The sequence below is a fragment of the Solibacillus sp. FSL R7-0668 genome, assembly GCF_038006205.1.
In the GTDB taxonomy this organism is placed as follows: domain Bacteria; phylum Bacillota; class Bacilli; order Bacillales_A; family Planococcaceae; genus Solibacillus.
Genome location: NZ_JBBOUU010000001.1, coordinates 1,324,632 through 1,350,229, shown reverse-complemented (window position 1 = coordinate 1,350,229; position 25,598 = coordinate 1,324,632). Strand labels below are relative to the sequence as shown.

Annotated in this window: 30 protein-coding genes; 1 reads left to right on the top strand and 29 read right to left on the bottom strand. The window is 40.1% G+C overall.

Features of this window, described 5'->3' with window-relative positions; genetic code table 11:
• Positions 1-70: 70 nt before the first annotated feature.
• From lpdA to dapB, 11 genes are all read right to left on the bottom strand, one after another.
• On the bottom strand, positions 71-1,405 hold the full coding sequence (gene lpdA, locus MKX47_RS06415; RefSeq protein ID WP_340772287.1) for a dihydrolipoyl dehydrogenase: 1,335 nt from the start codon (positions 1,403-1,405) through the stop codon (positions 71-73).
• A gap of 144 nt (positions 1,406-1,549) precedes the next feature.
• The gene (locus MKX47_RS06410; protein ID WP_340772285.1) at positions 1,550-1,915 is read right to left on the bottom strand and encodes a DUF423 domain-containing protein; all 366 of its coding nucleotides are present in this window, start codon (positions 1,913-1,915) and stop codon (positions 1,550-1,552) included.
• A gap of 109 nt (positions 1,916-2,024) precedes the next feature.
• A complete protein-coding gene (locus tag MKX47_RS06405) occupies positions 2,025-2,612 on the bottom strand; it encodes a 3D domain-containing protein (protein WP_340772282.1) in 588 nt (195 codons plus the stop codon).
• 187 nt (positions 2,613-2,799) lie between these two features.
• A complete protein-coding gene (panD, locus tag MKX47_RS06400) occupies positions 2,800-3,183 on the bottom strand; it encodes an aspartate 1-decarboxylase (RefSeq protein WP_340772281.1) in 384 nt (127 codons plus the stop codon).
• Positions 3,176-4,039: a pantoate--beta-alanine ligase gene (gene panC / locus MKX47_RS06395; RefSeq protein ID WP_340772279.1), complete on the bottom strand. Its 864-nt coding sequence runs from the start codon at positions 4,037-4,039 to the stop codon at positions 3,176-3,178. The genes panD and panC overlap by 8 nt, the downstream gene beginning before the upstream one ends.
• Positions 4,036-4,875: a 3-methyl-2-oxobutanoate hydroxymethyltransferase gene (gene panB, locus MKX47_RS06390; protein ID WP_340772278.1), complete on the bottom strand. Its 840-nt coding sequence runs from the start codon at positions 4,873-4,875 to the stop codon at positions 4,036-4,038. Before panB ends, panC begins: the two co-directional genes overlap by 4 nt.
• 375 nt (positions 4,876-5,250) lie before the next feature.
• Entirely contained in the window at positions 5,251-6,234 is a 984-nt protein-coding gene (locus MKX47_RS06385; RefSeq protein ID WP_340772277.1) for a biotin--[acetyl-CoA-carboxylase] ligase, read from the bottom strand.
• Positions 6,212-7,402 carry a CCA tRNA nucleotidyltransferase gene (locus MKX47_RS06380; RefSeq protein WP_340772276.1) on the bottom strand — a complete coding sequence of 397 codons (1,191 nt, stop codon included), beginning with the start codon at positions 7,400-7,402 and terminating at the stop codon, positions 6,212-6,214. The genes MKX47_RS06385 and MKX47_RS06380 overlap by 23 nt, the downstream gene beginning before the upstream one ends.
• Positions 7,347-8,510, bottom strand: a complete 1,164-nt coding sequence (gene bshA, locus MKX47_RS06375; protein ID WP_340772275.1) for an N-acetyl-alpha-D-glucosaminyl L-malate synthase BshA — start codon at positions 8,508-8,510, stop codon at positions 7,347-7,349. The genes MKX47_RS06380 and bshA overlap by 56 nt, the downstream gene beginning before the upstream one ends.
• Positions 8,511-8,560: 50 nt before the next feature.
• A complete protein-coding gene (gene mgsA, locus MKX47_RS06370; RefSeq protein WP_340772274.1) occupies positions 8,561-8,965 on the bottom strand; it encodes a methylglyoxal synthase in 405 nt (134 codons plus the stop codon).
• A gap of 16 nt (positions 8,966-8,981) precedes the next feature.
• Complete coding sequence (gene dapB / locus MKX47_RS06365; RefSeq protein ID WP_340772273.1) at positions 8,982-9,782, bottom strand: 4-hydroxy-tetrahydrodipicolinate reductase; 801 nt, start codon at positions 9,780-9,782, stop codon at positions 8,982-8,984.
• A 176-nt stretch (positions 9,783-9,958) separates the two neighbouring features.
• On the opposite strand from dapB, the gene MKX47_RS06360 reads away from it, so the two are divergent.
• Positions 9,959-10,825, top strand: coding sequence for a YitT family protein (locus MKX47_RS06360; RefSeq protein WP_340772272.1), 867 nt, complete (start codon positions 9,959-9,961; stop codon positions 10,823-10,825).
• A gap of 40 nt (positions 10,826-10,865) precedes the next feature.
• On the opposite strand, the gene MKX47_RS06355 is transcribed toward MKX47_RS06360, so the two are convergent.
• The 18 genes from MKX47_RS06355 to ndk form a co-directional block, all read right to left on the bottom strand.
• On the bottom strand, positions 10,866-11,546 hold the full coding sequence (locus MKX47_RS06355) for a zinc metallopeptidase (protein WP_340772271.1): 681 nt from the start codon (positions 11,544-11,546) through the stop codon (positions 10,866-10,868).
• A 51-nt stretch (positions 11,547-11,597) separates the two neighbouring features.
• Positions 11,598-12,197, bottom strand: a complete 600-nt coding sequence (locus MKX47_RS06350; RefSeq protein WP_445683606.1) for a DUF1405 domain-containing protein — start codon at positions 12,195-12,197, stop codon at positions 11,598-11,600.
• 170 nt (positions 12,198-12,367) lie between these two features.
• Positions 12,368-13,159 (bottom strand): menaquinol-cytochrome c reductase cytochrome b/c subunit, encoded by a 792-nt coding sequence (locus tag MKX47_RS06345; RefSeq protein WP_340772269.1) that lies wholly within the window; start codon positions 13,157-13,159, stop codon positions 12,368-12,370.
• A 40-nt stretch (positions 13,160-13,199) separates the two neighbouring features.
• Entirely contained in the window at positions 13,200-13,874 is a 675-nt protein-coding gene (gene qcrB / locus MKX47_RS06340; protein WP_340772268.1) for a menaquinol-cytochrome c reductase cytochrome b subunit, read from the bottom strand.
• A 22-nt stretch (positions 13,875-13,896) separates the two neighbouring features.
• A complete protein-coding gene (locus MKX47_RS06335; RefSeq protein WP_340772266.1) occupies positions 13,897-14,400 on the bottom strand; it encodes a QcrA and Rieske domain-containing protein in 504 nt (167 codons plus the stop codon).
• 159 nt (positions 14,401-14,559) lie between these two features.
• On the bottom strand, positions 14,560-15,006 hold the full coding sequence (locus tag MKX47_RS06330) for a DUF2487 family protein (RefSeq protein WP_340772264.1): 447 nt from the start codon (positions 15,004-15,006) through the stop codon (positions 14,560-14,562).
• 77 nt (positions 15,007-15,083) lie between these two features.
• Positions 15,084-15,629 carry a ReoY family proteolytic degradation factor gene (locus tag MKX47_RS06325; protein WP_340772263.1) on the bottom strand — a complete coding sequence of 182 codons (546 nt, stop codon included), beginning with the start codon at positions 15,627-15,629 and terminating at the stop codon, positions 15,084-15,086.
• 15 nt (positions 15,630-15,644) lie between these two features.
• A complete protein-coding gene (locus tag MKX47_RS06320) occupies positions 15,645-16,889 on the bottom strand; it encodes a tetratricopeptide repeat protein (RefSeq protein WP_340772261.1) in 1,245 nt (414 codons plus the stop codon).
• A 177-nt stretch (positions 16,890-17,066) separates the two neighbouring features.
• Positions 17,067-18,353: a 3-phosphoshikimate 1-carboxyvinyltransferase gene (aroA, locus tag MKX47_RS06315; protein WP_340772260.1), complete on the bottom strand. Its 1,287-nt coding sequence runs from the start codon at positions 18,351-18,353 to the stop codon at positions 17,067-17,069.
• Between the two features lie 57 nt (positions 18,354-18,410).
• A complete protein-coding gene (locus MKX47_RS06310; protein ID WP_340772259.1) occupies positions 18,411-19,508 on the bottom strand; it encodes a prephenate dehydrogenase in 1,098 nt (365 codons plus the stop codon).
• Positions 19,505-20,605, bottom strand: a complete 1,101-nt coding sequence (hisC, locus tag MKX47_RS06305) for a histidinol-phosphate transaminase (protein ID WP_340772257.1) — start codon at positions 20,603-20,605, stop codon at positions 19,505-19,507. The genes MKX47_RS06310 and hisC overlap by 4 nt, the downstream gene beginning before the upstream one ends.
• Positions 20,606-20,629: 24 nt before the next feature.
• The gene (gene aroH, locus MKX47_RS06300; RefSeq protein ID WP_340772255.1) at positions 20,630-20,992 is read right to left on the bottom strand and encodes a chorismate mutase; all 363 of its coding nucleotides are present in this window, start codon (positions 20,990-20,992) and stop codon (positions 20,630-20,632) included.
• Positions 20,989-22,080 carry a 3-dehydroquinate synthase gene (gene aroB, locus MKX47_RS06295; protein WP_340772254.1) on the bottom strand — a complete coding sequence of 364 codons (1,092 nt, stop codon included), beginning with the start codon at positions 22,078-22,080 and terminating at the stop codon, positions 20,989-20,991. Before aroB ends, aroH begins: the two co-directional genes overlap by 4 nt.
• Before the next feature lies 1 nt (position 22,081).
• On the bottom strand, positions 22,082-23,263 hold the full coding sequence (gene aroC, locus MKX47_RS06290) for a chorismate synthase (protein ID WP_340772253.1): 1,182 nt from the start codon (positions 23,261-23,263) through the stop codon (positions 22,082-22,084).
• A 273-nt stretch (positions 23,264-23,536) separates the two neighbouring features.
• Positions 23,537-24,307: a CheR family methyltransferase gene (locus tag MKX47_RS06285; protein WP_340772251.1), complete on the bottom strand. Its 771-nt coding sequence runs from the start codon at positions 24,305-24,307 to the stop codon at positions 23,537-23,539.
• Between the two features lie 213 nt (positions 24,308-24,520).
• Positions 24,521-24,754, bottom strand: coding sequence for a hypothetical protein (locus MKX47_RS06280; protein WP_340772250.1), 234 nt, complete (start codon positions 24,752-24,754; stop codon positions 24,521-24,523).
• Between the two features lie 39 nt (positions 24,755-24,793).
• On the bottom strand, positions 24,794-24,994 hold the full coding sequence (locus MKX47_RS06275) for a hypothetical protein (RefSeq protein ID WP_340772248.1): 201 nt from the start codon (positions 24,992-24,994) through the stop codon (positions 24,794-24,796).
• Between the two features lie 167 nt (positions 24,995-25,161).
• A complete protein-coding gene (gene ndk, locus MKX47_RS06270) occupies positions 25,162-25,581 on the bottom strand; it encodes a nucleoside-diphosphate kinase (protein WP_340772246.1) in 420 nt (139 codons plus the stop codon).
• Between the last annotated feature and the right edge of the window lie 17 nt (positions 25,582-25,598).

The window sequence follows — 25,598 nt, the reverse complement described above, 5'->3', positions numbered from 1 at the left end:
TAGTATAACGAACAATAATTGAAGCTTAAAGAAAAATGCATGCTCAAGTGTTTTGAACATGCATTAACTATTATGCGTGAATCGCTTTGCCAAATACCGAACGTGCAGCATCGCCTACATGTTCACTAACTGTTGGATGTGGGAAAATTAAGCGAGCCAAATCTTTCACCGAGCCACCCAATACTTTCGCTGCTAGCATTGAGTTGATCATTTCTGTTGCACCGTCCCCAACAACACATGCCCCATAAATATCCCCCTCAGGACTAGCGACAAACTTCATAAAGCCTTGTGTATTACCTTCAAGTAAAGCTTTGGGATTTGTCGGTAAATACATTTTCGTAACAATCGAATCGGCTGGTGCCTCATGCTCAAGCATACCGAATGTCGCAATTTCTGGATGCGTATACACACAGCGCGGAATTTCCTGCTGATTAATGACCTTTGGATGCTTCCCTAAAATATAATCCACCGCATGCACCCCTTCTGCACTAGCAGAGTGAGCAAGCTGGAAACCTCCGACTAAATCACCAATCGCAAAAATCCCCGGAATACTCGTTTCATAATGATTATTCACCTTAATCAAACGACCATCCATATCCATTTCTAGCGCATCCGCAATTTGCGTATTCGGACGACGCCCCGTTGCAAACAATAAATTTTCGAAAGAGAAATCACCAATTGATGTTTGAATTTTATCAGGATGAATTTCTTCAAACGTAAAATCTGTTATCAGCTCAATACCGAGTTGTTTCATTTTTTCTTTAATAATCGGACGCGCATCCGGCTCTTCGGTTTGTAAAATGTCTTTACTATGATTTAACACCGTAACCTTCGTGCCCATTGGTGCTAATGCAAAGGCCATCTCTATTGCAATGACCCCTCCACCGATTATCGTTAACTCCTTCGGTAATTCCTGAATACTAAAGAATGTATCCGTTGTATAATAATTTGCTGTTTCAATCCCTTTAAATGGAGGAACAAATGGACGACTACCCGTAGCTAAAATAACGTGCTTAGCAAAAAAAGCTTCATTATCTACAATGACTTTGCGCTCTGCCGTTACCGTTGCTTCCCCGCGAAACATTGTAATTTGCGCGTTTTCAATAAAGGTTTCGATATTTGTTAGTAATTCCTCCACAACTTGATCCTTACGCTGCATTAATTTTGGGAAATCAATATGAATTGTCGGAACCGTTACGCCCCAATCTGTCCCACGGCGAATTTCCTGCACTAATTTACTGTGCTCTAACATTATTTTCGATGGGATACACCCTACGTTATAGCAAGCCCCACCTACTTTATCGCGTTCTACTAGCGCGACCTTTAAACCACTTTTTGCAGCATGGATGGCCGCTACATAACCACCCGGACCCGCACCTATTACTGCTAAATCAAAGTTTTCCATATTTTCCACCTCGTTTTTCACCTTAACATCACGATATTTGGATTGCAACTGAAGTTGGAGGTTTTACATGTGTAAAGTAGATTTCATGTGAATCTTTATAAAAGGACAAACTAAAATAAGGCATTCTAATTAGGACAATAACCGTTATAGAATACCTACCGCAAGACAAATCCACCCCGCAATAAAACATAGACCTCCAATCGGCGTAATAGCACCAAGCTTGCGAATTCCTGTAACTGAAAGTGCATATAAGCTCCCTGAAAATAGGAGAATACCAGCTAGCATTAAATATGCAGCAACTTCTAGAATTGGTAATTCCCCAACGACATGCATCACTAAACCAATAATTAAAATGGCTAAGCTATGGTACATCTGATAACGAACCCCCGTCTCAAAGATCTGCTCATAGCGTTCCTCAGCAAATTTGCCCTTTAACGCATGCGCGCCAAATGCACCAAGCGCTACAGTTAACGCACCTAAAATTGCACCCATTGCTAAAATAATTTCCATAATAAGCCTCCTTTCATACATATGTATCGATTTAATTATCCCCTATAATCCATAGCAAAAAAAGAAAAAACGCAAAAACCAGAAATCTCCGTGGTTTTTGCGTTTGTATTCATTTCAAAATCTTAATCTCAACCTTTTTACGTCCCCAGCTATATGCTTCTTTCTTTGTTTTCATAAAGACATCGATTTTACCGCCTTTAATCGAACCACCCGTATCACCAGCGATGGCAATCCCGTAGCCCTTCACCCATACTTTTGTGCCAAGCGGAATCATATTTGGGTCAACCGCAATTAATTTAATATCTGGATTTTTGCGTAAATCAATTCCGTAGGCCGTTTTGCCAGAGCAGCCGCTACAGCCTGCTGTAAAAGCACTTGCTTCTACTGTTAATGTTTTAACAACTTCATAATCCTCAATCGTTTCTTTTTTTGCTTCCGCATTTTTTGGCTGTTCCTTAGGTGTTTCTTTTGGTTTCGGTTCAGGTAATCGTAATACTAAATGCGCTACGATATCGCTTGCCTTTTCAATTCGGTTTAGCTCTAATATTTCTTCCACTGTTGTATCGTAACGCTTTGCAATCTCTTCTATATTTTCATCGGTCTTTACTGTGTGTGTTGCTGCACTAGTTGTATTTACATAGAAAATCGAACTGAACAAGACTAAAGATAGGCTTAAAATTATTTTACACTGATTCATTATAGCCATTTCCTCCTGTTACATTTGAAATAATTAGTATTTATAAACTAACCCTAGTCTACACATTTAATATTTCAAATATATTACAGGGGTATAATATAATTATTACAAAATTATTCAAAACATAATATTTTGTAACAAAAAAGGGGGCTACATAGAAGTCCTTCTATGTAACACCCTATTCCACTTACATTACCGTTGCTTCTGGCTCGTAGCTAATTAGTTCTTTAATGGTATTGTTATCCCCCATGATTGCCACAGTTGGTTGATGGTCGGCAATTTCATTGTTGTCTACATACACATACGAAATAATTATAACGACATCCCCTTTTTGCACAAGGCGAGCTGCTGCGCCGTTCACACAAATCACGCCTGATCCACGCTCGCCAGCAATAATATATGTTTCAAAGCGTGCACCATTATTATTATTGACAATATGCACCTTTTCATTTGGCAGCATCCCAACTGCGTCTAAAAGATTTTGGTCGATTGTAATGGAACCAACATAATTTAAGTCTGCCTGTGTTACCTGTGCGCGGTGAATTTTACTATTCATCATCATTCTAAACATGTGCGATTTCCCCTTTTAACGAAAAGATTACATTATCAATTAAACGTGTTGTTCCAATATAAACAGCGGCGGCTAGCAGAATTTGCTCTGTTTCTGGCGTCACCTCTGTTAAATCTGGATACGCTAAAATGGCTAAATAATCAATTTTTCCATCCGTATTTTTTTCAATCAGTTTCGTTGCTAATGCGAGTGCCTTTTTAACGTCTTGCGTTTCCTGTAATTCGCGTTTTGCCAGCTGCAATGCTTGTTGGATGGCAGGTGCTTGTGAGCGGTCTAATGGCGATAAATAAATATTACGGCTGGATTTTGCTAAGCCGTCTTCTTCTCGTACAACCGGTACAATGCGCAGTTCGACTGGGAAGTTATAATCACGCACCATCGTCTGAATAATCGCTACTTGCTGTGCATCCTTTTGACCAAAATAAGCACGATCCGGCTGAACTAAATGAAATAACTTGGCCACAACCTGAAGCACGCCATCAAAATGCCCCGGACGGCTAGCCCCACATAATAGTTCCGCTTGACGACCTGCTCGAATTCGGATGCCTCCATCATGAGGGTACATTTCTTCCACCGATGGCGCGAAAATAATATCCACACCAGCCGATTGTGCCAACTTCGTATCACGCGCTAAATCACGTGGATACGACTCAAAATCCTCATTCGGTCCAAACTGTGTTGGATTGACGAAAATACTCATGACAACAAGTTCATTTTCCTGTCGTGCATTAGCAGCTAGCGTCAAATGCCCATCGTGTAAATAGCCCATCGTTGGGACGAGTCCGATTGTTTGCTGTTGCTTTTTTGCATGTAACACCACTTCTCTTAATTGTGCAATCGTTGAAATGACGTTCATGATCTTACGCCTCCATATAGCTCGTTCAATTCCTCTTCCTTCATCGTAAAGCTATGGGCTAATGTTGGGAAAGTCCCAGCCTTCACTGCATCGGTGTAGCCTTTAATACCGCGCTCAATTTCATCGCCCACCTGCGCAAAACCGTGTACGAACTTTGGCATATGATGTTTACCAAATCGCAGTAAATCATGGAATACCAGTACCTGCCCATCTGCTTCGACCCCCGCACCAATCCCAATTGTCGGGACCGTTAGCTTGTCAGAAACAACCGCCGTCAATTGATGGGGAATGCATTCTAGTACAACCGCACAGGCTCCTGCTTGCTCCACTTCTAAGGCATCTTGAATTAACTTTTCTGCCTGCTCCGCTGTTTTCCCTTGCACTTTATAGCCACCTAAAACCCCTGCAGATTGTGGTAATAGCCCTAAATGCGCCACGACCGGAATGCCTGCATCTGTCAGCTTTTTAATGACGGGCACCACGTCTCCTGCACCTTCTACTTTTAGCGCGTTGGCGTTCGTTTCTTGCATCATGCGCACCGCCGTTTTCAATGTGTCATTGACATCACCATGATACGAACCAAAAGGCATATCCACTACGACAAACGTATTGGGTGCACCACGTCGAACCGCTTTACTATGATGAATCATGTCCTCCACCGTTACGCGCATCGTCGACTCATACCCAAGGACAACCATCCCTAAAGAATCCCCCACCAAAATCATATCTACGCCCGCAGCTTCTGAAAAAGTTGCGCCCGGATAATCATAGGCAGTCACCATGACGATTTTTTCTTGTTGCTGCTTCATTGTTATAAACTGAGCTGTCGTTTTCATTTTGTCCTCCTTTGTTTTGAGGAAGAAAACAAAAAAGCTCTCCTATCTAAAAGTAGACAGAAGAGCCCTATTGCGTAATTGAAACAAATAGGTTTTTTATGCGTCAAAAACAAATGCTGCAATCATTGCAACATAGCTATGTTTTCCTAAAATAGCAGCTACCTGCGTAGCCTGTAATTGAACGCACGTTTTCTTCCGTCCCTGTCACTATGGATCAAGGCAGATTTTTTATAGTAGTGTAATAAAAAGTTGGCTAGGTACAGTTCCAGCTAGCTAGATACTGTCCTAGAGCTACTATAACAATTTCAGAAGAAAACGTACAGAAAAATTAATTACACCGCAGCGTACAGTAAAGAAAGCATTTATCAACACGGTTTAGATTAGTTCGATATCTGCTGAATACACCCCTTTTACAACTCCATTTGCCTGGCGAATCTCCAGAACACCTGTATCCGAAATCGCAATTGCTTCGCCTTCAACGACTTCACGTAAAGTGGTCGCACGTACTTGGCTACCAATTGTACAAGAGGATTGCTCCCATAGTTTTTTAATTAGTGGGAAGCCATTTTTGATATATTCGTCACTATATCGCTCTAAATATTCGAGCACCTTAGCTACTAAATGAACGCGCTCAATCGTTTCCTTCCCTTCGATCGCTAAGGAAGTTGCTTTGTCATGCAATTCTTCTGGGAAATCCTCCAGCTGGTGATTGACATTAATTCCTATTCCGATTAATAGTGCTTGGATACAATTTTCTTCGGCAATCATTTCCGTTAAAATCCCCGTTGTTTTTTTCCCATTCACTAAAACATCATTCGGCCATTTAATTTGCGGGGTAATACTTTTATACAGAGCCTTCATCGCATCCACTACGGCAACCGCTGTTACAAGTGTAAATTGCGGGGCTTGATGTGGCGCGATTTCCGGTCGAATAATAATCGTCATCCAAATCCCTTTCCCCTGTGACGAATCCCATTCTCGCATCATGCGACCACGACCAGCCGTTTGGTGCTCTGTAATGACAAGTGTTCCATCTGGCGCGCCTTGACGTACTAAATCATGTGCAACAATTTGCGTGGAGTCAACACTATCAAAATAATGCACCCGCTGACCATAGCGCTCTGTTGTAAGAAACTGCTTAAGCTGACCGAAATCAACTTTATCTGGCACTGCCACTAACTGATAGCCACGCTTTTTAATTGTTTCAAATGTATAGCCTTCTTGCTGCAAACTTTGCATATGCTTCCAAATGGCTGTACGTGACACTTGAAAATCATCAGCTAGTTGCTGACCTGAGATTGGCTCACCGTTTGCCTGTAAAAATCGTTGCAATATTTCATCCTTCATCGTTAGTTGCATGAAACCATTCCTTTATCTGTTGTTTGTCATTTACTACATCCCCATTGACTACCGCTTGTAATGCAGCATCCAACATGTCTTTAATCCATGGCCCGCGTTTTTTATGTGACCAGGCCATCAAATCCTGTCCAGTAATGGCTAGCTGTTTGGCAGATTGGATTGGCAAAGCTAATTTTTGCTGCTGTAGCTGCTCCCACGTGATATTGATCGGTTGCTTTTGCCACAGGGTAAACTGATAGGCCGTGCGCAAAATCTCGCCTTCAAAATATAGGAGCTGCCGTTTTTCGATTCCTTTTACAAGACATTCATAGGCTGCAAGTACTTGCTTTACAAATTGCTTATCCTTATTTGAACAGCGATAATGCGTTAACAGCGTGACGTCTTGATTCACTAAACAAAAATACGCCCAGCCGACCTGACGATTATCCGACTGAAACAACTGCCAAGCTGCTTCGTCAAAATCACCCGCTAAATACTTGGCAAGCTGCGATTCCTGCATATACTGAATGCCTTGTGCTGGAAATGGTGACATAAAAATCTTCGATAGCTCCACTTGAATACGCTCCATCGCAATCAGCGTAATCGATGCCGCCTGCTTTTGAATCGCTGCAAAGGTTTGTTCCTCAATCTTAAAATTTAACTGCGCAGCAAAACGCACAGCCCGCAGCATGCGTAAGGCATCCTCTGTAAAGCGCTCCTCTGCATTGCCAACCGCACAAATTAATCGCTCGTCAATATGCTTGCGACCATCATAAAGGTCAATAAATTCACCCGTTCGGCTAAGTGCCATTGCATTCATCGTAAAATCGCGACGCTTCAAATCCTCCGCTAAATCACGGACAAAATGCACGGCATCCGGTCTACGATGGTCCGTATACGTAGATTCTGTACGATATGTCGTCACCTCTATGGGCTCCTCTTGATGCAGGACAAGCACCGTGCCATGCGCAATACCGACATCAATTGTATGTGGAAAAATCGCCTGTATTTCCTCTGGTAACGCGCTCGTCGTAATATCGACATCATTATTTTCTTTCTTTAGATAATAATCTCGTACAGCGCCACCTACAATAAATGCTTCAAAACCGGCTTGCTCAATGTGGTTAATGACGTCAATTGCGTTTTGCCATTGCTTTGGAATCATTTTTCTTTGTGACCACTCTTTCATATAAATCTTCGTATTGCTTAATAATTTTGTGCTGATGGAAATGCTCGGTTACCGCTTGCAATGCCGCTTGACGGAATGCCGCATGCTGCTGTTCATCCTGTAATAGCTGCACGGCGTACTCTGCTACTGCTTGTGTATCTCCTAGCTCTACGATATAACCATTGACACCGTGCTCAATAACTTCAGGTATACCACCAATTGCCGTACCAATTCCTGGCACACCGCAAGCCATTGCTTCTAGTAATACAAGTCCAAAAGATTCTTTTTCAGATAATAGCAGCTTCAAATCACTGATAGCAAAAAGCTCGGTAATATTTTCTTGCTTCCCTAAAAACAGTACATCTTTTTTATAGTCGGAAGCCTTTACTTGCTCCATGACGCGATGTTTTTCAGGACCATCTCCTACAAGTAATAATTTCGCTGGCATTTGTGCACGAATTTTCATAAACGATTCAACGATATCAGGTAAATTTTTAATTTTACGGAAGTTTGAAATGTGGATGATAACCTTTTCATCCTCTGCAATACCAAACTGCTGCTTTAAATTCCCTGGATTCACTGGCTTAAAGACTTGCTCATCAACAAAATTATAAATCGTATCAATCGGAGCCTTTGTATCGATTAAATCATAGGTCTGTTGCTTTAACGATTCTGAAACAGCCGTCACCGCGTCTGATTGATTAATTCCATATTTAATCGCCTGAGCTAATGTTGAGTCCTCGCCAAGCACTGAAATATCTGTACCGTGGAGCGTCGTCACAATCCCAAAATCTTGCCCACTCATATCACGTGCTAAAACGGCACACACCGCATGTGGAATGGCATAGTGCACATGTAAAATATCTAACTGTTCTTCTTTAATCACGTCTGCCATTTTACTTGCAAGTGCAATATCATATGGCGGATATTGAAATACTGAATAATTATTTACTTCAACTTCGTGGAAAAAGACGTTTGGATAAATTTTATTTAACCGAAATGGTACGCTCGATGTGATGAAATGAATTTCATGCCCACGTTCTGCTAACATTTTGCCTAGCTCTGTTGCAATGACACCAGAGCCCCCAACTGTAGGGTAACATGTAATACCAATTTTTAATTTTTTCATTCGTCTTCCCATCCCTTCAAAGGTACGTATCCTTTCTAACACTTGCTTCTTTATTGTCTACGTTCTTCTAAGGTGCGCCAATCAACAAAGCCTTCTTGTAAACCTTTTAATAAAATTTCAGCTGTGCCCATATTTGTTGCTAACGGAATATGATATAAATCACATAAACGCACTAACGCCATGACATCGGGCTCATGCGGCTGCGCTGTTAATGGGTCACGGAAGAAAAACACCATATCCATATCATTATTGGCAATCATGGCGCCAATTTGCTGATCTCCCCCAAGTGGACCCGATCGAAATTTCGTAATCGGTAGACCTGTTTCAGCCTCAATCATTGTCCCTGTAGTACCTGTTGCATATAAATCATGCTCCGCTAAGATTGCTTGGTAAGCAATGGCAAATTGAATTAAATTGTCCTTTTTCCGATCATGTGCGATTAATGCAATCTTCATAAAGATCATCTCGTTTCTAAATAATATTCTCTAGTCCATAAATTAACGATTCACGCTTCATCACTTCTTGTACGCAAAACGCGATACCACCCATAAAGCTTCCACGATTTAACGAATCATGACGAATCGTTAATAATTCGCCCGCTCCACCAAATAATACTTGTTGATGCGCTACTAAACCAGGAAGACGTACTGAATGAATGCGCATACCTTCGTAATCTGCACCGCGCGCGCCCTCATGCGTTTCTTTTTCATCTGGATGACCTTGCTGCTTGGCGTTGCGCACCTCACTAATCATCTGCGCTGTTTTAATACCTGTTCCTGATGGTGCATCCAGCTTTTGATCATGATGCATTTCAATAATTTCAACATCTGGGAAGTATTTAGATGCTTCCTTCGCAAATTTCATCATTAAAATCGCACCAATCGCAAAATTTGGCGCAATGATGCAGCCTATTTTCTTGCCTTTCGCTAAATCCGTTAATTCTTGTAATTGTTCATCTGTAAAACCTGTTGTACCAACAACTGGACGAACATTATGTAAAAGAGCCTGCTTCGTGCGTTCATACACACAATGCGGATTCGTTAAATCAACGATCACATCCGGCTTGGTTTCAGCTACTAGCTGTGCAAAATCAGTATATACAGGTACTTCATAAGACGCTGGGAAAAGCTCTAAATCAGCCAATGTTGCGCCGACTTCCTTATAATCTAATACAGCTACTAATTCCATCTCTTGATGCTTCATAACGGTATGTACCGCTTCTGTTCCCATTTTGCCACGTGCACCGGCAATTGCTACTTTAATCATCGACATTACAAAAAACTCCTTTTTCTAATACAGTTAGTTAATACGACACCGAAATACGTAATAATTTACATGATTATTATGCAATGTTTGTTGTCAAAAGTACAAAAATCAAACATAATAACAAATGTAGCTTTTTTCTACTTTAATTACAAAATTTCATTCATTCGCATAGGAGGATGACAATGCAAGGCATTAAAATACAAAATATCATCGGGATCCTCTTTGGAACGGCCCTTTTCAGTTTTGGTTTTGTCCATTTCAATATGCAAAACCAACTTGGCGAAGGCGGCTTTAGTGGTATTACACTTATTTTATATTTTACACTAAATTTGGACCCAGCATTAATGAATTTGCTATTAAATATACCGATGTTCATTTTAGGCTGGCGTTTATTAGGGAAACGAACATTTATTTATACGATTATCGGTACCATTGGTGTATCAGTATTCTTAAAAATTTTCCAGCATTATGAGTTCAATATGAATTTGCAGGATGATTTATTTCTCGTATCCTTATTTGCAGGGGTATTTGTCGGAATTGGCTTAGGCATTGTGTTCCGTTTCGGTGGGACAACTGGTGGCGTGGATATTTTAGCGCGATTAGCGAATAAATATTTAGGCTGGAGTATGGGGAAAACAATGTTTGGCTTTGATTTTATCGTCATTATTTTATCATGGGCAACATTCTTAGATGCACGCTCGATGATGTACACATTAGTCGCTGTCTATGTTGGTGGCAGGGTAATCGATTTTGTTCAAGAAGGTGCCTATTCGGCAAAGGGTGCATTTATTATTTCGGCAAAGTCGGGCGATATCGCTACATTAATTTCGGAAAAAATGGAGCGCGGTGTGACCGTATTCGATGGTCATGGTCATTTTACAAAAGAACACCGAGATGTCTTATATTGCGTTGTTGCACGTAATGAAATAGTTCGTCTGAAAAATATCATTCACAGCATTGACCCACACGCTTTTGTCACGATTATGGACGTGCGTGATGTCGCTGGTGAAGGCTTTACATTAGACGACAAAAAACAACCGATTCACTAACAAAAGGAGCTAGGCAAATAAATGCCTAGCTCCTTTTTTTTTAATCTTCGTTATTCATCCCTGTGTAAATTAACACTAAACGTAATAACTCCATGATCGCAACAGATGCTGCTGCCACATAAGTCATTGCCGCTGCATTTAATACTTTTTTCGCTGATCGTTCTTCATTGTTGTTAATGATACCTAATGCAACAACTTCATTCATTGCACGCTTCGACGCATCAAACTCTACTGGTAATGTAACAACTTGGAATAATACACCCGCAAGAAGTAAAACGATACCTAGTAAAAGGAACCCTGAAGATGATGCAAAAATACCAATCATGACAAAAATCCAAGACATATTCGATGAAATATTTGCCACTGGCACTAATTTTGCACGTAATGTTAAGAATGAGTAAGCTTCTGCATGTTGAATTGCGTGACCTACTTCGTGCGCTGCTACGGCTGTTCCTGCAATGGAAGAATTATAGTAATTATCCTCTGATAAAGCTACTGTTTTCGTTGCTGGATTATAGTGATCCGCTAAATAACCTTGTGTCGGTACAACACGTACATCTGTCAAACCATGTTGGTCTAAAATGTAACGTGCTACTTGTGCACCTGTCATCCCTTTTTCTGCAGGTACTTGCGCAAACTTTTTATACGTGCTTTTGACTTTCATTTGTGCGTATATCGGTAACAGCATAATGATGATAAAGTATACAATATACATTCCCATTTTTTAACTTCCCTTCTCTATCTTACAATCTCCTTTAATTTTAAAGGCTTTCTACTGCCGATGCAAATATTCACGCTTGTAACTTTCTGCAAATGCAAGCATAATACAAGCAATTGATAGCCAAAATGTAAAGTAGCCAATTTGACTTGGATAGTCATTAATCACGCGATAAAATGGCATTTGTCCAAATAAATAATCGATCACATCATTATGCAATGTCCAAATCGCCGCAACTAGTACGTGCCACTTTGTAAAACGATAGTTCGGCAAATACATAACAGCTTGTACGGCCATTAAAAAATGTGACGCCACTAACATCCAGCCTGTTGCCCCTAATTCTCCTGTTTCAGCAAATGTTAATAAGTTCATAACAACTGCCCATAATCCATACTTAATAAGTGTTACAAGAGCCAACACTTCCATTAATTTAAAATGCTTTCCTAATAACCAACCGAGCACTGCAAAACAGAAAAATAAACTCGCTGTCGGTGAATCAGGCACAAAAAGATAATAAATCGGTTCCGTCACCGCAAGTTGCCCTTTGTACCAATAATAGCCATAAATCGTACCAAGCGCGTTAACAACTAACAACAGCGTTAAAAAAGCACGATGATTAATTAAATACCATGCCTGCATAACATATGCTTTCATAATTTCACCTTCGATTTCCGTCATTTTTTCGTCATTATGTATTTTGTGCAACTTTTGATTGCATGTTACGTCTTTTATTATATACCGAAAGCACTGTTACGCAAATGTTCACGATTTTTGATAGATTGAAAAAAAAGAGAGCCGCAATGGACCCTCTTTTTCTGAAACTACTATTGTTCTTTTAAGCCTGCGATGAACTCAGATAAAACTTGTAGCTCTTCTTCAGTGCCTGTAAATGTACCAGCTGGCATCCCGCCACGGCCATTTGTAATTACATCAGATACTTCTTCAGCAGTTAATTCATTTCCTAATAGCATTGGACCAGATACACCGGCTAAATCGCCACCGTGACATCCGATACATGATGCTTGTGCTTGGAAAATTTCATAACCTTCTGATGTTTCATCTACTTCAACATCTGGCAATAAGCCTAAATGTTTATCTGTAATTTCACCTTGTGCTTTAACAGCTTCCCAGTTAGTAGCTTGTACAGATTCCCAAGTCGTATAAATAAGTGCAGCTACAGCTAATAACATAAATGCTGTTGGTAACGGACGTTTTGATGGACGACGTTCCGGTGTTGTATCTAAGAATGGTGCTAATGCTAATGCACCAAATGCGATACCAGGAATAATCATTGCTCCGATTACGTTATATGGACCAGAAGCATATGAATATTTTAATAATTGGTACATTGATAAGAAGTACCAGTCTGGTAACGGAATATAAGATGAGTTTGTTGGATCTGCCGGGCCTTCAAGTGGTGAAGGGTGAGCGACAGTTAATAGTAAATAACCAATTAAGAAAACGGCACCAACCATCCATTCTTTTAATAAGAAATCTGGCCAGAAAGCTTCTGTTTTCCCAGGATACTCGGAATAATCTTTTGGCACGTTCGGCATACGATTATTTGCTTTAATACGTGAATCGCCTACGAATTTCATACCTTTTCCGCGTTGCATAGTGTCCCCTCCTTTAGAAATTCATACAAATTGCTTCAGATCATAGAGGACCTGAAATACCTTGTCGGCGGATCATAATAAAGTGAACTGCCAATAAAGCGAATAACACTGCTGGTAAGAAGAATACATGGATTGCGAAGAAACGTGTTAACGTTTGTGCACCAAGAATTGTGGCATCTCCAGCTAATAAAATTTTAATTGCTTCACCAATAAATGGAACAGATGCGGCAATTTCAATACCTACTTTTGTTGCGAATAATGCCTTCATGTCCCAAGGTAATAAGTAACCTGTGAAACCTAAACCTAACATAACTGCAAAGATACCTACACCAACTAACCAGTTTAATTCACGAGGTTTCTTATATGAACCTGTGAAGAATACACGAAGCGTATGTAAGAACATCATTACGATTACGAGTGAAGCTCCCCAGTGGTGCATACCACGAACGATTTCACCGAACGCTACTTCGTTTTGTAAGTAATAAACTGATTTCCAAGCATTTTCTACGTCTGGTACATAATACATTGTTAAGAACATACCTGATAGAATTTGGATTACTGTAATGAAGAATGTTAATCCACCAAAACAGTATACAAATGCTGAAAAGTGATGGGCAGGGTTAACGTGCTCTGGCACTTCATGGTCGGCAATATCACGCCAAATAGGAGTAATATCTAAACGTTCATCGACCCAATCATAAATTTTATTTAGCACTGTGTCGTACCCCCTAACTTAATTAACTGTGTGTGTTTGCGATTTTTTTCCCAAGTAATAAGAAACCATCTTTTTCATCGACTTCATATTGATCAAGTGGTCCAAGTGGTGGTGTACCTTTAACGTTTACACCCGTTTTTTCATAACGTCCTGCGTGACATGCACAGAAGAACTGATCTGGGTGAGCTGAGTCACCAGCCCAGTTTACCGTACACCCTAAGTGTTTACATACAGGTGATAATGCAATGATTTGGTCGCCTTCCTTGTAAACCCAAGCTGCATCTGCAACTTCTGATTTGTACCAACCATCCGTTTGCTCATACGAGAAGTCAACTTTAACTGGCGCATCTGTAATTTCCGCAACTTTTTGTGCAGTTTGTACAAAATCACCTTCTTCTTTCGTTTGAAGAAGTGGGTCAACCGCAAAGCGCACCATTGGCATTAACATACCAGCAGCCATGAATCCGCCTACTCCTGTAATTGAGTATGTTAAAAATTGACGTCTTGTAACACGATTATTACTCATTCTTTTCCCCCCTCTTACTAAAAGGTCAGTCCAACGGACATACTTTTAAAAATAGTAAATAACTAGGACATATCTATGATATATCAACTGAATAAGTTGGTCAATATAGCATTCATTTCCATTTGTGTAGTTTGTGAACATTTAATGAAGGAATGACGTCTACTGTGCCCATACGGATGTTAATACTGGTAGTACTTGTTTTAATTGATCCTCTAAAATGCGTTGCTTCACTGTCTTATCCATTGATTCTAAAGGGATTGCTGGTAACCATAAGATATTAAGCTGTTCTTTTAAATCTGACCACTCATGATCACATGTCACAAATAAAACCGATTTAAATCCTGCCTCTTTTAATTCTTTTTCGATAGAAATTGCCGTTTCCGAAGATTTTGTCAATTTTGTATACGAAAAAGGCGGTAATAACATAAGGCGACCATGCAGCTGCTGTTCGATGAATGTTGTCAAAGACATTAAGTATTCAGAAGCAGAACTTGTTTGTTTCATACCAATTTCGGAAAAATCTAATTGTACTAATGGGACAATTGCTGTGTCGATAAATTGTTTTTGAGTTTGAAATTGTTCAACATCACTTACTTTATAAATCATTATTTATTTCCCCCTAATTGCACTTTTAAACTACCATTCTTAAAAAGATATTCTTTACCACTAATTGCAAATAAAATTTACTTTGAATATTTCAAAGCTTGTAATAAATTAGAGAGTTCAAAGAAGCGCTCCTTATCACCTGTGTCGAGCGCCTGATCAATTTGCTTTAACAATAAATTTTCTTGAAACGCTAAAACACTATTTTCCAATAATTGTTGAGCTGCCACTCGATCCTTTTCATGAATGAAAACATCCGGTGCATACGGATTTTCTTCAAGCACCGCCAAATAAAGTGGATCTGGCGGGATGCTTGGAAAATTTAATTGAAAAAAAATATCATCAGTTGTATTCAGGCGTAAATCATGGAAAGCCTTTTCTGCATCTGAAGTCATAATATTATCTTTATAAAAACGGAATGGAATGCTCGTTGTATCGACTGTTGACATCACAATCGCACGTGGACAATAATGGGCTTCATCCACAAAATGCACATGTTCAAGCAATTCTTCATTACTTAATAAATAATTTAGAATCCATACACCTTCGCGTCGTTTTAATTGAAAATTTTTTAAAAACCATCGAATGAAAATTCTTTTTTCATTGAGTGGTACGGAATAAGCCAACATGTGATCCTCCCTTTACTCAAAGCGCTCTAATAGGTCAATCCATTGCTGCTCAGAAGGCTGGAGCTGTACTAAACGCTCAGCAATTTGCTTCGCTTCCTCACGTTTTCCATCTTCTACTAGGAATAGGCAGTATTTTTCTAAAAATTCAACATCCTCGTTAAACTCATTATATGCCTCTTTGTAAATTTCGTATGCTTTATCGAACAGTTCTTCTTCATTAAATGCATTTGCAACAAATGGATATATTGACACCCATTCGAAATCATATTGCTGAAGCTGTTCATATAGTGAAATAATTTCTTCATAGTTTTCTTGTTGGCTATACACAGACATAAGTACCATAATGGCTTCCATATATTCTGGGTCTAACGCGATTGCCTCTGTTAAATAGCCAATCGCTTCTGTTGGCATACTGTTTTTTAACGCCATCTTACCTGCAAATAAATAGAGTGATTTGTCATATTCATCTCGCTTTAAGCCTTCTTGAATGACTTTCAATGCGCGTTTGTTGTCCTCTTGCATGGCATAGCTTTCTGCCAATAATAAATAGGCTGAAAAATAATCAGGATCCAGTTCCTTTAAATCTTCAAGCTGTTTAATGGCTAAATCAAATTTTTCTGTTTGGAAGGCTGCATATCCTGACCCAAATAATAAATCAGCTGTGACTTCCTCCTCTAGCGCTTCCATATAAAAATCCAATGCTGATTCATATGCTGCACCTGCACGGTATACTTCTGCCAAACGTTGCGCTAAAATCGTACCTGCAAATTTTTTGTCCATTTCATACAGCTCTTCATAAATGCGGGCTGCTTCAGAAAAACGACCTGTTTCAAATAGTAGCTCAGCTTTTGCAAATTGTAGCAATGGCTCGTTCGGTAATAATTGTAATGCTTCATTAATTCGTTGCTCCGCGACTTCAAATAGCCCCTGCATTTGATAATAATCAGCTAATACTAATAATGCCTGTGGATATTCTGGCGCTTCCTCTGATACGGCCATTAATAAATCGAGTGCCTCATCTTCTTCGCCTAATTCGATTAAAACTCCTGCACGATCAATGGCAATTTGCGCTTCCTCTGGAAATAAAAATTGTAAGTGTTCAAATACACGGTCTGCCTCATTTAAAAATCCGTAGTGCAAGAGTGCTTCTGCCACTTCGTACTGTGCAGCTGGTTCTGCATCTACTAAAAATGATTCTAGGAGTTGATTTACTAACTGAATATCGCCCTCTTGAATCGCCTGTAATAATTGTTCCATACATCGTTCACCTTTTCCTTTTGTCTCAATATCATGCTACATGACAAAGTCGGGTATCTCAAGAAAAACCGCCTTTTTGCATGATTATTTTTATGTGAATTTATTTTTATCATTCAAATTTCCTGAAGTCTGAAGCAAAAAAATACGTCCATGCTACTTTGCACGGACGCCTGTTGCTTAAATTAATTTTTCGATATGTTCAAAGAATGTTGGATAACTGACAGCGATACAATCGGCATCATCTAACTCTACTTGACCTTGCGTAATTAATGCAGCGACTGCACCCATCATACCAATACGATGATCTCCATACGTTGTTAACGAGCCGCCTGTAAGTGGTGTCGGCCCTTCGATAATCATCCCATCCGCTGTTGCCTCAATATTCGCTCCTAGCTTTTTCAGCTCATTGACAACAGCATCAATACGATTTGTTTCTTTTACCTTTAGTTCTTCTGCATCTTTAATAACAGTTTTTCCGTTTGCCTGTGTTGCCAGCAATGCGATAATCGGAATTTCGTCGATTAGGCGTGGAATGATCGCTCCTTCAATCGCTGTTCCCGTTAGTTCTGATGTTTCGACCGTAATCGTCGCTGTTGGTTCAGCAGCGTTTTCATCATTAATGGCGATATCCATCTGTGCACCCATATTTTGCAGTACCTCAAGTATGCCATCACGTGTTTCGTTCACACCGACATTTTCAAGTACAATACGGCTTCCTTTCGTAATGGCACCTGCTACTAAGAAAAATGCAGCAGATGAAATATCGCCTGGTACATTGACATGCGTACCTGTCAGCGATTGACCACCCTTAAACGTAACGACGCCATCAGTAACATCAATTTCTGCTCCAAATTGGCGAAGCATACGCTCTGTGTGATCTCGTGATACTTCACTTTCTCGAACAATCGTTGTCCCCTTTGCTCGAAGTCCAGCAAGCAAAATAGCAGACTTCACTTGAGCGCTCGCTACTGGCATCTTATAATCAATCCCTTGAAGCTCCCCACCTTGAATGGCAAGCGGTGTAAATTGTCCATTTTTACGACCAGCAATTTGCGCACCCATTAAACGCAACGGATCGGCAACACGACGCATCGGACGTTTACCAATCGAAGCATCTCCTGTCATGACGGTATGTAGCTTTGCCCCCGATAAAATGCCAAGCATTAAACGCGTTGTCGTACCTGAGTTTCCTGTGTATAGCACTTCCTTAGGTTCTTCCCAATGGTCCATCCCTGGGCTATCAATCGACACATTCGTACCATCTACTTCAATCTTAACACCAAGCTTTTTAAAGCATTCAATCGTGCTTAAGCAATCTTCTCCTAATAAAAAGCCACTAACTGTCGTTTTCCCTTTTGCAATGGAACCGAACATCACCGAACGATGTGAAACCGATTTATCCCCTGGAACGGTAATGTCACCTACTAACGATGGTTGATTATATTGTAAAATCTTTGAACTCATAGCGATTCCCCCTAGAAAAATACATCTCGCCTTATAAAAGCGAGATGTTTACTTTACTTATGAAATATACGTTTCAAATTTTGCTTTGTGTTCAATACACTTCGCCGCCCGTTCTCGGTCATCATTCGTTTGGAAGCTAATAACTAAAATCCCGAAGACGTCCACACGGGTTTCGACAATGCGAATATTGGTAATGCTAATATTATCCTCTGCTAAATAGCCTGTTACCTCTGAAATAACACCAGGATAGTCCGGAATATCCACGTATAAATCATACGGCATATACAATGCACCATTCGCAACAGGCAAGCTATCACGCACATTACGCGCTTCACTAAAGTAGGATTCAACTGCTTCTGCGTCACCTGCATCTAAAAGATCACGGACACGACCCATTTCGTTCAACCACGTATCCAACTGACCGACAAGCTCTTTACGGTTTTGTAATGTAATATCACGCCATAATGCCGGATTGGATGAAGCAATACGCGTAATATCACGGAACCCTCCTGCCGCTAGCGAAGACGTCATCGGATACGTTTTCTTTTCAAAATTTAACTGATGCACAAGTGATGCCGCAATAATATGCGGAAAATGGCTGACTACAGCGGTCATATGATCATGTGCTTTTGCATCTACAACAACCATTTTCCCTAATGTAAATTTCAGCAAGCTATCGAGTGCTGCAAGTTTTTCGATTTCTTCACCTTCATTTGGTGTTAACATATAATAAGCATTTTCAAGCAAGTAAGGCTTTGCTGCGCTAATCCCGCTTTTGTGGGAGCCTGCCATTGGGTGACCACCAATAAATGTTATGCCCAAGTCACGTAATTCAAGTGCCTTTTCCATAATTTGCGCCTTCGTACTACCTGTGTCGGTAATAATAACACCCTTTTTTAATTCCCATGTTTTTAATTGTTCCATAAAATCGAGTGTACTATTTACCGGCGTTCCAAAAATAATGACATCGGCCTCTTTGGCAAATTCAGCTGGATCTTCTACAACTTCATGTACCACCTGTAATGTGCTAGCTAATTGTCTTGTCTGTTCGTGAAAGTCGTAGCCAAACACTTTCGTATGCGGCGCTTTTTGTAGAGCTAATGCAACAGATCCTCCAATTAGCCCAAGTCCGATTACGAAAACATTACGTGTCATGCAAATACTCCTTGTTCCGTTAATACTTCTTCAAGCTGTTGTAAAAACTTCGCATTTTGTGCTTCTGTTCCGATTGTGACACGGATATAGCCATCCAGACCAAGTGCCGCACCACTACGAATAATAAAGCCGCGCTTCATCAATTCTTGGAACACCACTTCGCTATCTGCTTTGATTTCAAACATGACAAAGTTCGTTTGAGATGGGAAGTAATTTAAACCATGCTTTTCGCAAAACGCCACGTATTGTTTTTTTCCACTTTCATTTTGCTCACGACAGCTTGCGATATAGTCTTGGTCTGCTAACGCAATTTGTGCGACCTTTTGGCTTAAAATAGTATTGTTAAACGGTGCACGCACTGGGTCAAGCTTTGCAATCACTTCTGCTTGTGCAATCCCATAACCAACACGGAATGAAGCTAGGCCATATGCTTTTGAGAATGTACGCAATAAAATTAAGTTGTTATAGTCGCGGAAATAATGAAGTGTATCTTGATAAGACGGATCGTTCACATATTCAATGTACGCCTCATCTAGCACAACCAAGACATCGTTTGGCACCTTTGCTAAAAAGGCACTTAATGCTTCATCTGTTACAAGCGTTCCAGTAGGGTTATTTGGATTACATACCCATACCACTGACGTTTGATCATCAATTGCTTCAAGCATGGCATCTAAATCATGCACGCCATCTTTCATTGGCACTTTACGTACTTCTGCCCCTTCTATATCTGCATTATGCCAATATTGAGAGAATGAAAGGTCTGCCATGACGGTATTAACACCTGGGTATAGTAGCGCACGTGTAATAATGGCGATTAAATCGTCCGAACCATTTCCTAAAATCAATTCATTTTCAGCAACTCCATAGAAGTGTGCTAAATCTGTTCGTAAATTTTGCGCATAACCATCGGGATAAATGGCATGATTCGATTCATCGCTTTGTAAAAAGGCTTTTACTTTTGGGGAACTGCCGAATGGGTTTTCATTTGATGCTAGTTTAATGACTTCTTCTAGCCCGAATTCTTTTTTTACTTCATCAATCGGCTTGCCTGGTTTATAGGCTTGCATACCGAATAATTGTTGTTTCCACTTCATTGTCAACGTCTCCTCTAACTGACCCTATTTCACTAAATCTGGTCGTAGTTTCACAGCCTCTTCTAAATAGACATGATGGATGTCTTTTTGCGCTGTTTCAGTATTTACATGTAATAATACTCGAATGCATAATGGAAGCGCTCCTGGTACATCCATTTCATGCATGCACATAATCGGTACATACTGCCAGCCTTCCATCGTGCGTACAGATTTTGCTGGGAAAGCTGAATGAATGTCCGGGGTCGTCGAAATCGTTACCGATGCAATATCTTCAGGTTCGATTTTATTTCTTTGTGCGACCTCTTGGACAAGTCTTGCTGTCTCGTTCCATACGTATTCTGCCTTGTCTTCTGGTATGGTAATCGCACCGCGTACTCCTCGAATCATGCTTGCACCTCCGCTAGTAACTGTCTAAGTTCTTCATCTATTTCTTTGCACTCCGCAAGTTCTACCTTCTGAACAAACGGCTTGCCAATTGTCTCTAATAATACGAATTGTAATTGTCCGTAATCCGCTTTTTTGTCTTTCATTAAGTATTCGGTTAACTGCTCAAATTTAAAGTCATGCACCGCTGCAAATGGATAGCCATTTTCCTCAGCAAAATGTAAGAAGCGCTTTGTAAACGCATGATTGATTTTGCCATAGCGCTCACTTAATAATAAGCAGTAAACTAGGCCAATCATCACCGCTTCACCATGCGCCACTCGACCATAGCCAGCTGCCGCTTCAATCGCATGACCATACGTATGACCTAAATTTAAAAATTTTCGCACAGATTGCTCGGTTTCATCTTGCTCAACAATGCTGGCTTTCACTTGCACACCATGCGCTAAATAATTTGCTAATAGCTCTTCAGGAAGCTCGGTGACATGCTCGCCTTCCAGCAGTTCTTCAACCCATTGTGAATCTGAAATTAAGGCGTGCTTAATGACCTCTGCCATACCTGAGCGCACTTCTTTTTCACTCAATGTTTGTAAAAAGTTCGTATCATAAACAACCGCTTCTGGCTGATAGAATGCACCAATCATATTTTTTCCAAGCGCGTGGTTGATTGCTGTTTTGCCACCAACCGCCGAATCATGCGCTAAAATAGTTGTCGGTACTTGAATGAACGGAATTCCGCGCATATACGTTGCAGCAACAAAGCCCGCTAAATCACCAACCGCACCACCACCAAGGGCAATAACGAGTGATTTACGCGTACATTTTTGCTCTAGTAAAAACGTTTGTACCGCATTGTAATTATCAAAGGTTTTACAAGCCTCACCCGCAGGCATTACCTTTACTTGAAACGCATGTGGGAAATTTGCTTCAAAATAGCTTTGCTGCGCTGCCCATACGTTTTCGTCTGTTAATACAATGATTTTATCTGCCTTTGCAAACACCTCTTGCAAAGACATGATCGCTTCATTTAATATGCCTTTCCCAATCGTAACAGCATAAGAATGGGATGCAGCACGAACTGGAATTTTCATATTAATACTCCTTCGTGTACGCACGCATTGCATCTAATTGCGCCTTTAATTGTGGTAATTGGTCGCTATGGAACTGTTCCATGATCGCATTCGCGATTTCCCAGGCAATAACATGCTCTGCAACAATCGATGCTGCTGGAACCGCACAGCTGTCTGAACGCTCTACACTTGCCTTAAAGGGCTCTTTTGTTTCGATATCGACACTTTGTAGTGGTTTATACAATGTTGGAATTGGTTTCATCACCCCACGTACAACGATTGGCATACCTGTTGTCATACCGCCCTCTAAGCCACCTAAGCGATTAGTTGCACGTGTATAGCCATTTTCTTCATCCCATAAAATTTCATCATGCACTTCCGATCCTTTTTTGCGTGCCATTTCAAAGCCAATACCAAATTCCACACCTTTGAAGGCATTAATGCTTAACATCGCTGCGGCAAGCTTAGCATCTAATTTACGGTCATAATGCACGTATGAGCCAATTCCAGCTGGTAAGCCCTCTACGATCACCTCAACAACCCCACCAATTGAATCGCCTGCTTTTTTCGCATCGTCAATTGCTTCTACCATTTTTGCAGAAGCATCTGGGTCTACACAGTAGCACGGATCCTCTTCTACAATGTCACGAATTTCATCTGCTGATTTGCCTTCTAATAAGGCTGCATCTGCTTTAATACCAACGATTTCGGTTACATGGGCAACGATGGAGATGCCTAACTCATTTAATAAGGCTTTAGCAACCGAACCCACGGCTACACGTACTGTTGTTTCACGCGCGCTTGAACGTTCTAGCACATTACGTAAATCGCGGTGACCATACTTCATGCCCCCTACTAAATCGGCATGTCCTGGACGCGGACGTGAAATTTGTCTCTTAATTTCGTTTGGGTCGATGTCTTCAGGTAGCTCCTCAGCGCCCATAATTTTCGTCCAGTGCTTCCAGTCGTCGTTTGTTACCACTAAAGCGACTGGCGAACCCAACGTTTTCCCGTGGCGAACACCTGACACGATTTCAACTGTATCTGTTTCAATTTGCATACGTCGACCACGGCCATGTCCTCCCTGACGGCGTTTTAAATCATAATTAATTTTCTCTGCTGTAACCGGTAAAAGCGACGGCAACCCCTCAATAATTGTCGTTAATTGTGGTCCATGTGACTCACCTGCTGTTAAATAACGCATAAAAACACTTTCTCCCTTCAACTCGCTAAAGTATGTATTTTTCACTATAACACATTTCATTTCAAATAGCAGTAGCCTTTCGTTCAATCCTTTTGCTATTTTAGAATATTCTGAACGTTTTACCTAAAAAATATTGCATGGAAAAGCAAATCATTGAATTATTATTGACTGAAAACAAAAATGCGCCCTTCGTGATTGTACGAAAAGCGCATTCTGTCGAGCCTCAAAATTCATTTGACGTTCTGCTTTCACGACATACAAAAATAGTTAACATTATTTTTTTCGATAAAAGAATGTATCCTCTACTTCAAAGCCATAACGCGCTGGGTTGAAAATTTGCTCGGTTGATCCTACAAATAAAATCCCACCTGGACGTAGCGCTTTACTGAAGTTTTCATAAATTTGATCTTTCGCTTCCTCTGTAAAGTAAATCATGACATTACGGCAAACGATTAAATCCAAATTGGATTCGTAATTATCTTTTAATAAATTATGCTTTTTAAACGTAACCGTACGTTTAATTTCATCTTTCACTTTATAAAATTGGCCTTCTTTATCAAAGTACTTAGCTTGTACATCCTTTGGAACCTCTGCCAAAGAACGTTCTGGATAAAGACCTAGCTTTGCCTTTTGAATGACATTTTCGTCTAAATCTGTTGCTAATATACCTACTTGTGATAGTGGTAAATGATATGATAACACCATCGCTAAGCTGTACGGCTCTTCACCTGTCGAACAAGCAGCACTCCAGATTTTAGGTCGTTTATTTGTTTGTAATAGCAGTGGGAAAATTTTATTTTGTAACACTTCCCAACGCTTCCCATTACGATAAAACTCAGATACGTTAATGGTCATGCGGTCTAAAAACTCATTCATTAAATCACGATCTTTATCTAGTGCGTTTAAAAATTCAACAAAGTTTTTAAAGCCTTTTTTTTCATAAAGCGAAGTTAATCGGCGTTTCATTTGCGCTTCCTTGTAAAGCGCTAAATCGATACCCGTTTTACGCTTAATGCCATCTATAAATTGTTCGTAATCTGACATTGTATCATCTTTCCCCTCATGTTTCGTAAGCCTATTATAGCCGATTAATCCAAATTCTGAAATAGGAATTGTCTATTTAACTGGATTCATCCACTTCTTCTAGAAGTAGGAGATGAATCCAGTCAAACTTTTGACTAATATCACAAAATTGTTACAGGCTCTTTTAAGTGCTTTAAGAATTTTAGATGCATGATAGCATAGGTTTAAAATGATTTAGTCCTTACGCGTTTCGAGTAGAAGTTGCTTGGAATGTTCTAGCTCCATACGCATTTTTTCGGTTTCGAGTTGGTAGCTCTCCAAACGAATTTGCTCTAACTGTGCTTCCTTTTCCAACATTTCGATTTGAAGCTTTAGTCGTTCCTTTTTGTGGTCCGTTAAAATCGCTGTTAATGCAATAGCCACGCCCGTTCCACAAACAATGGAGATGATTATAATGATTTCAAACATTCCCTCTCGCCCCATTCTTCTAATCGCTTGTATATTATTTTATTTCATTTCAATTCGATGTTGTTTTGCATGCTCTAATTCTAATTTCATTTTTTCTGTTTCTTTATCATAATTTTTGAGTCGCAATTTTTCTAATTCGATTTCTTTATCAAAGCGTTTCAGTTCGATTTTTTTGTTTTTCGTATACGTATCCGTCAAAATCCCTACTACGGCAATTACCATGATCATTACCCAAAACATTGCTATTCACCCCTTTTATACTTTTACGGTGATTACACTCAATATGTTTCATTATTTAAATATATTATAGCATTAATACACTATTTAGATGATTATTTTTCAAGATTTCTAGTAGATTGCATCAAAAAAAGCTACCACATAAAGTGATAGCTTTTGAATCGATTCAATTATTCAGCTAAGCCTTCTGGGAACCATAAACCGATTTCACGCTCAGCAGAAGCTAAAGAGTCAGAACCGTGGATTACGTTGTGAGATAAAGTTACAGCGTAGTCACCGCGGATTGTACCTGGAGCTGAATCTTCAGGTTTAGTTGCACCCATCATGATACGAGCTAATTGGATTACGTTTTCGCCTTCCCAAACCATACCGAATACTGGACCAGAAGTGATGAAGTCTACTAACTCACCGAAGAATGGACGCTCAGCATGTTCAGCATAATGTGCTTCTGCTAATTCACGAGAAGCTACCATTAATTTTGCTCCACGTAATTCGAAGCCACGACGCTCAAAGCGGTCTACGATATCTCCAACTACTTGACGTTCAACGCCATCAGGTTTAACCATTAAAAAAGTTTTTTCGATTGCCATTATTAAACACTCCTTAA